This window comes from Mesorhizobium sp. M7A.F.Ca.US.006.01.1.1 (assembly GCF_003997935.1).
Classification (GTDB): domain Bacteria; phylum Pseudomonadota; class Alphaproteobacteria; order Rhizobiales; family Rhizobiaceae; genus Mesorhizobium.
In genome coordinates this window covers 1-6,078 of record NZ_RZQL01000332.1, presented here as the reverse complement: position 1 = coordinate 6,078, position 6,078 = coordinate 1, and the positions used below count along the sequence as shown (strand labels likewise).

8 protein-coding genes and 1 pseudogene are annotated in these 6,078 nt (G+C 62.8%); 6 read left to right on the top strand and 3 right to left on the bottom strand.

The features are described 5' to 3' along the window. Nucleotides 1–688: pseudogene (locus EN943_RS33895) on the bottom strand (autotransporter outer membrane beta-barrel domain-containing protein); the annotation flags it as partial. A 457-nt stretch (nucleotides 689–1,145) separates the two neighbouring features. Between EN943_RS33895 and EN943_RS38065 the strand changes: the two are divergent. The 5 genes from EN943_RS38065 to EN943_RS33880 all read left to right on the top strand — a co-directional run bounded on the left by EN943_RS38065 (nucleotide 1,146) and on the right by EN943_RS33880 (nucleotide 3,206). After that, nucleotides 1,146–1,394 (top strand): N-6 DNA methylase, encoded by a 249-nt coding sequence (locus tag EN943_RS38065; protein WP_206522862.1) that lies wholly within the window; start codon nucleotides 1,146–1,148, stop codon nucleotides 1,392–1,394. A 4-nt stretch (nucleotides 1,395–1,398) separates the two neighbouring features. Next, nucleotides 1,399–1,716 (top strand): N-6 DNA methylase, encoded by a 318-nt coding sequence (locus EN943_RS38060; protein ID WP_245476078.1) that lies wholly within the window; start codon nucleotides 1,399–1,401, stop codon nucleotides 1,714–1,716. A gap of 27 nt (nucleotides 1,717–1,743) precedes the next feature. Then, nucleotides 1,744–2,034 carry a hypothetical protein gene (locus EN943_RS38055; protein WP_206522860.1) on the top strand — a complete coding sequence of 97 codons (291 nt, stop codon included), beginning with the start codon at nucleotides 1,744–1,746 and terminating at the stop codon, nucleotides 2,032–2,034. Between the two features lie 264 nt (nucleotides 2,035–2,298). Next, the gene (locus EN943_RS33885; protein WP_013525337.1) at nucleotides 2,299–2,685 is read left to right on the top strand and encodes a hypothetical protein; all 387 of its coding nucleotides are present in this window, start codon (nucleotides 2,299–2,301) and stop codon (nucleotides 2,683–2,685) included. Beyond that, complete coding sequence (locus EN943_RS33880; protein ID WP_127416241.1) at nucleotides 2,682–3,206, top strand: RES domain-containing protein; 525 nt, start codon at nucleotides 2,682–2,684, stop codon at nucleotides 3,204–3,206. Before EN943_RS33885 ends, EN943_RS33880 begins: the two co-directional genes overlap by 4 nt. Nucleotides 3,207–3,244: 38 nt before the next feature. Here EN943_RS33880 and EN943_RS33875 read toward each other — a convergent pair whose 3' ends face one another. Together EN943_RS33875 and EN943_RS33870 are read right to left on the bottom strand one after the other, a co-directional pair. Then, complete coding sequence (locus EN943_RS33875; protein WP_013525335.1) at nucleotides 3,245–3,967, bottom strand: SMC-Scp complex subunit ScpB; 723 nt, start codon at nucleotides 3,965–3,967, stop codon at nucleotides 3,245–3,247. A 2-nt stretch (nucleotides 3,968–3,969) separates the two neighbouring features. Further along, on the bottom strand, nucleotides 3,970–4,923 hold the full coding sequence (locus tag EN943_RS33870) for a DUF1403 family protein (RefSeq protein WP_127416240.1): 954 nt from the start codon (nucleotides 4,921–4,923) through the stop codon (nucleotides 3,970–3,972). Between the two features lie 124 nt (nucleotides 4,924–5,047). On the opposite strand from EN943_RS33870, the gene EN943_RS33865 reads away from it, so the two are divergent. After that, nucleotides 5,048–6,078 (top strand): tyrosine-type recombinase/integrase (locus tag EN943_RS33865; RefSeq protein ID WP_127416239.1); only part of this gene is annotated, 1,031 nt, incomplete at its 3' end.

The window sequence follows — 6,078 nt, the reverse complement described above, 5'->3', positions numbered from 1 at the left end:
CACCTGGAACGATCACCGCCACCAAACCGGCGTTACCCGCCTGAAGGTCGCCATTGGCGGTCACCGCGATGTTGCCGGTCAGCGACTGGCTCTGCGCATCGATCGCGTCCTTGCCAAACGCCAGCGCGCTGACATTGTTGGTCTTGACCGAAACGCCGGTGCTGGTCGCTACGTCGCGGACGGTGATGCCTTCGCCTGTTGCCGCAGAGACACTTGCGGCGATGTTGATGTCGACCGAACCGGCACCTCCCGTCTGCGCCGCATCGAAGGCATTGCCGGTGCCGTTGTTGATGATGCTCCCACCCGTGTAGGTGATCACGCCGCCGGCTGCCGAGAGCGAGAGCGCCGCGGTGCCGCCAGCTGTTGGCATGTTGCCGGCATCAATGCTGATCGTGCCATTGTTGGTGACGTTGAGACCACCGGCGCCAGTGTTGGAAACTGCGAGGCCATTGCCGCTTACCGTCGTTCCTGCATCGATGTTGAGGATGATCGGTGTTGCGATGGCACCAGAGTAAGCTCGGTCATTGGGCGGGTTATCAGGATACGTCGTGTCGATGGTGGTGGTATTGTCGCATTGGATCGTGGCGCCAACAACGAAGCAAGCCGACCAGGCCTGTCCCGGTGCCAGCAGGGTCGCGCCCGCAGCTGCGGCAACGCCAACAGCGGATCGCAGTGCAAGCCGGCTCACTTGAGAACGCAGCTTCCACCGCAAAGCCGAATTCGTGGAAGCCTTTCCCGGAATCGAAGGCGAAAGAACAGCCTGCCTGTGCCCGATCATTCTTGCCATCACGCTCAGTTCCCGTCGAATTCTCGAATGCGGCGGAGACTGCGGCCAAGGCCGTGGACCGAACAGTCGTCATATGACGACTGTTCGTCGGTTTGTGGGTAAGCAATAGATTGCTGGCCGGCTTGTTGCCGGCTGGCCACATATTCTGTTGTGCTTAATTATCGACCAAGGTGAAAATAGTGGCAGGCAGAGCTGACGCCACCCGTCAGAGCTCTGTCCGCACAATGCCTACGCACCTTTCAACAACGCCACGAGCCGGCTCTGCCGGCGGCTTCCGGTTTGGCGAATATTCGCTCCAGAGAGACCGGGTGATCTGCGCCTCGACTTCGCGTGCGGCTCCGGCTCGCTGCTGCTGAACGTGCGCAAGCGCATGGGGCCGCACGGCATCGGCAGAATCTACGGGCAGGAAAAGAACATCACCACCTACAACCTCGCGCGCATGAACATGCTGCTGCATGGCGTTAAGGACACTGAATTCGAGATCTACCACGGCGATACGCTTTCCAATGACTGGGACATCCTGCGCGAATTGAATCCTACAAAGAAGCCTTCCTTCGATGCCATTTGTGGCCAACCCGCCCTTCAGTTTGCGCTGGGATCCGACTGAGGCGATGGGCGACGATGTGCGGTTCAAGAACTATGGGCTGGCGCCCAAGTCGGCCGCGGACTTTGCCTTCCTGTTGCACGGTTTCCACTACCTGAAGGATGAAGGCGTAATGGCCATCATCCTCCCCCACGGGGTGCTGTTCAGAGGTGGGGCGGAAGAGCGCATTCGAACCAAGCTGCTGAAGGACGGTCACATCGACGCCGTCATCGGACTGCCCGCCAACCTGTTCTATTCGACGGGTATCCCGGTCTGCATCCTTGTTCTGAAGAAGTGTAAGAAGCCCGACGATGTTCTCTTCATCAAACAGCCGAGCACTTTTTGAAGGACAAGCGTCAGAACAAATTAGGGGATGGCAAGAACGGGACAACGGACCATATCGGCAAGATCATCGAAACCTACAAGTTCCGTAAGGAGGAGGACCTATTCCAAGCGCGTCAGCATCGATCGTATCGCCGACGAGGGTCACAACCTCAATATTTCCCGCTACATCAGAACGGCTGAGGATGAGCTCGAAATCGATCTAATAGCCGCCAATGAAGACTTGGTCGATATCGAGAAGCAGTTTCGCGCAGCGACAGCGAAGCACAACACATTCTTGCGCGAGCTTGGGCTTCCAACCTTGCCGCTTTCAAAAGGATGACGCCGGGCTCGAATGGACCATCAAGCAGCGCGCCGGTGCGCCTTGAGAGCTGCTGATTTCCCACGTCCGCTTTCGGTCTATATCGATGTTGGCTTGTACGGCGGTAATGAGGCGCATTGCTGCCGCTAGCTCACAGCTAGCTATCATCCGCTACGAGGATGGGGAAGCACAAGCAGTGCGCTGGAAATGGCGTCGGGCTCTGTTCACTTGCTATGCCTAGGAATGTGCATATATTGTGCGTAAGAGAGAGATCGGAGATTTGTCATGACCCACGCACAGCTCGCACAATCGAAAGTGGTCTCAGGTTTTGTCGACAGCCTGCAGGAGCCGCGCACGCCTTATATCTCGCCGAAGCGCCTGTCGCAGGCGCTGGGCGTGAAGGTGGCCAACTTGGCGCAGTTGACCGGCGTCCACCGCAACACGCTCCGTAACCCGTCGTCGGAGCGACTGCAGGGTCGGATGCGCGAGATGGTGAAGGTGATTTCGGCCGCAACGGAACTCACCGGCGACGTCGACAAGGCGATCTACTGGTATCGCAATGAGCCGATCGCCGACTATGGCCATCGCACGGCGGCCGAACTCGTCGCGGGCGGCCAGGTCGAAGCAGTGCTGGCCTTCATCCGGGATCTCGAGAACGGGGCGCGCGGGTGAAGGTCACCCGCGTCGGGCCGGACGAGATCTTCCATCGCTATCTGACACCCAAATGGGTCTTCCTGCCCACCAGTGGTGGGGGCGCGGCGATCGATGGCGGGCGCTTCAATCGGCCCGGCGTCGAAGCCGTTTACCTGTCCCGCGCGCCTCAGACAGCGTTGGAGGAATACAAGCAGGGTGCCAGCATCACCCCGCCCGCCACCCTTGCCGCCTACAAGATCACGCTTTCCGAGATCGCCGATCTTTCTCAGGGGTTCGACCCGAATGTTTGGGATAGTGCCTGGAAGGAATGGGATTGTGCCTGGCGCCAGATCGCTCGCATCGACAGCAAGATACCGTCATCGTGGAAGCTTGCGGACCTGGTCGTTACGACCGGGCTTCGCGGTATTCTGTTTCCGTCGCTGCGTCACGCCGGCGGCACCAATCTGGTGATCTTTCCGGCCAATCTTGTCGACGGTGATAAGGTCGCGGTTCACGATCCCGATCACCGGCTACCGACCGATCAGTCATCATGGCCCTGAGTTGCTAGCTGTCGTAAGCAACCCGATTTCCGATCAGTTCAGAGCGCCTCATCCTCAACGACGCCAGTCGTTGGGTCGCCCTCTTCGAAGTCGCCCTCCCCCCGGACAAGACCGGTCGGTATATCCCCGGCCAGCAGCTTCTCCTTCGACAGCAGCCCGGCGTCCTCGAGCGCCTCGAAATCCGGCAGCTGGCGCAGCGTGTCGAGCCCGAATTGCGACAGAAAATTTTTGGTCGTCACATAGGTATAGGGCGCGCCCGGCTGCGGACTGCGCGGCCCCGAGGCGATGAGATCCTGCCCCCGCAGCACACCGATCAGGTCGCGCGACACCTCCTTGCCGAAGAAGGAAGACAGCTCGCCACGCGTGATCGGCTGGAAATAGGCGATGCACATCAAAACCAGCGCCTCCGCCTGCGACAGTTCTTTTGCCCGCTCGCCCGCTGCCGTGCCGAATGCGGCGCGGATGGCGTCGCCAAAGATCTGTCTGGTCCGGTGCTGCCAGCCGCCGGCGACCGCGACCAGCTCGTAGGGGCGGCCGGCGAGCTCGGCGCGAATGTCGTCGATGATCAGCTCGAGATTGCAGTTTTTTCCCACCACCCGCGCGAGGACACCGCGTGTCACCGGTTCGCTGGCCGCAAAAATGACCGCTTCGACGCGGCCCATCCATTCGCGCCAGCGCAGCTCCGGCGGCAGGTGGGCGAGTTCGGTGTCGAGCAGCACAGGCTGTTCGTTCGGCTTGCGGCGGGCGGACGCTTCGCTCATCGCTACAGCCCAAACAGCCGAAAAGTAGTGCGGCCGGAAAGCTCGCGCACGGCATCGAGCTGTTGCAGCCGCTCGAACAGGCGTCGCGCCGCAAAGCGCGACAGGCTTTTGGTCGTCAGCGATCCGGAGACGGCGTCGTCGTCGAGCAGTCTTTGGATCACATCGCCCGCCCCCTTCGCCCTGAGCTTCGGTGCGACGGCGATGAGCCGCTCCGCGCGACGCGACAGCTCGGCCGCCAGCCGGCACGCGTCCGCCGCCGCGTGAACCAGCGCGACGCAGACCGCGCGCTCAAAATTCTTGTCCGCGGGTCGGATGCGCTTGCCGCCGGCCTCGCCGCGAAAAGTCGGCCCAAAGGATTGCGCCATCAGCAGCGGCACCGGCCGCGGCCAGCGCAGGCCGTGCGCCAGCACCAGGTCGGCCAGCCACCAAGCCAAAAGCTCGCAGTCGGGGCGTACGGCGACGACGTGAGCGGCGATCGCCGCCGCGGCGAACGGCGCCGGCCGCTGCGACCTCACCACTTGTTCGATCTCCGTGCCCAGGTCGGCAAGCGCGGCGCCTTCCCAATGGAGGCCGAGCTGGCCGACGATGTTTTCGAGTCGATCGGCGCTGGCACCGGGCGGCTGCCCGGCCAACTGCCGCCAGGCGCCAAGGATGGCGCCGGCGGGGCCGGGATCGGCGCCGGCCGGGCGCAGGTGCCAGGCGTCGCGCAGGGCGGCCTCGTCTTCGGCGCGCCCAGCCAACCGCATGCTGGCGGCGGCACAGCGAAGCGCCAGCCGCTGCCGCCAGGTCCCGGCCCAACTGGCTTGCGCGCGGGCAAGCGTGTCGAGGGCACCCAGGGCGGCGCCGGCCTGGAAGGCGGCGTCGATCTCGCTGGCGTCACGACCGGACGCGAGCGCCCAGGCCGGTACGGTCGGCGGCGCGGCGAGGCTGGCGGTCGCGGGATCGAGGCGAATCATGATTGGAGCGTAAAGCGCCCGTGCGCTTTGCGCCATCAATTTCGACCCAAAACGCACAGGCTGTCGAAAGCACAAAACGAACGATAATGTTGCATTATCGTTCGTTACAAGCCATGCTAGCAGAATGGCCCCTATCGTCGACCTGAGCCGCGAAAATCGTCCTGAGGAGAGCAAAGCGCCGTCCCACAGCACGACCGCGATCGCCAGCACCTCCCCTCCCTCGCCTCCAGCTGACGACTTGCCTGATATTGTCGATATCGTCATGGAAATGGCGCAGGCACCCTGCGAGCCGCAAAACGCCCCTCCCCTGCCGGCGCACCTGGAAGGGCTCGCCGAGCGCGCGCGCGATTACGTCGAGGCAGCAAGCTCGGCGAACACCCGGCGCGCCTACGCCGCCGATTGGAAGCATTTTTGCGCCTGGGCGCGCCGCCAGCATCTCGATGTGTTGCCGCCCGACCCGCAGGTCGTTGGCCTTTACATCACGGCCTGCGCGTCCGGTAAGGTGACGGGCGACAAGAAGCCGAACGCCGTCTCGACCATCGAGCGACGTCTCTCCTCGATCACCTGGAATTTTTCTCAGCGTGGCCAGCCATTGGACAGGAAGGACCGGCATATCGCCACTGTGCTGGCCGGCATTCGCAACACTCACGCCTCCCCTCCCCGGCAAAAGGAAGCCATTCTGACTGAAGACCTGATTGCCATGCTCGAGACCCTTGACCGTGGAACGTTGCGCGGCCTGCGCGACCGCGCCATGCTCCTGTTGGGTTTCGCCGGCGGCCTGCGGCGTTCTGAAATCGTTGGCCTGGACGTTGCCAGGGACCAAACCCAGGACGGCCGCGGCTGGATCGAGGTTTTGGACAAAGGCGTTCTCGTCGCATTGCGCGGAAAGACCGGCTGGCGCGAGGTCGAGATCGGCCGTGGCTCGTCCGATGCCACATGCCCGGTTGTGGCGGTGCAAACCTGGCTGAAACTGGCGAGGGTCGGCCATGGGCCGTTGTTTCGACGCGTCACCGGAAACGGCAAAGCAGTTGCAGCCGAGCGGCTCAACGACCAGGAAGTGGCGCGGCTGGTCAAACGCAGCGCCCTCGCAGCCGGGGTTCGTGGCGACCTGTCCGAAGGCGATCGTGCAGAGAAATTTTCCGGTCATTCCTTGCG

What these genes read in the sequence shown, in the direction of transcription:
- EN943_RS38060 (WP_245476078.1), top strand. Translation starts at nt 1,399, where the DNA reads ATGGGCGACGATGTGCGGTTCAAGAACTATGGGCTGGCGCCCAAGTCG.
- EN943_RS38055 (WP_206522860.1), top strand. Translation starts at nt 1,744, where the DNA reads ATGGCAAGAACGGGACAACGGACCATATCGGCAAGATCATCGAAACCT.
- EN943_RS33885 (WP_013525337.1), top strand. Translation starts at nt 2,299, where the DNA reads ATGACCCACGCACAGCTCGCACAATCGAAAGTGGTCTCAGGTTTTGTC.
- EN943_RS33875 (WP_013525335.1), bottom strand. Translation starts at nt 3,967, where the DNA reads ATGAGCGAAGCGTCCGCCCGCCGCAAGCCGAACGAACAGCCTGTGCTG.
- EN943_RS33870 (WP_127416240.1), bottom strand. Translation starts at nt 4,923, where the DNA reads ATGATTCGCCTCGATCCCGCGACCGCCAGCCTCGCCGCGCCGCCGACC.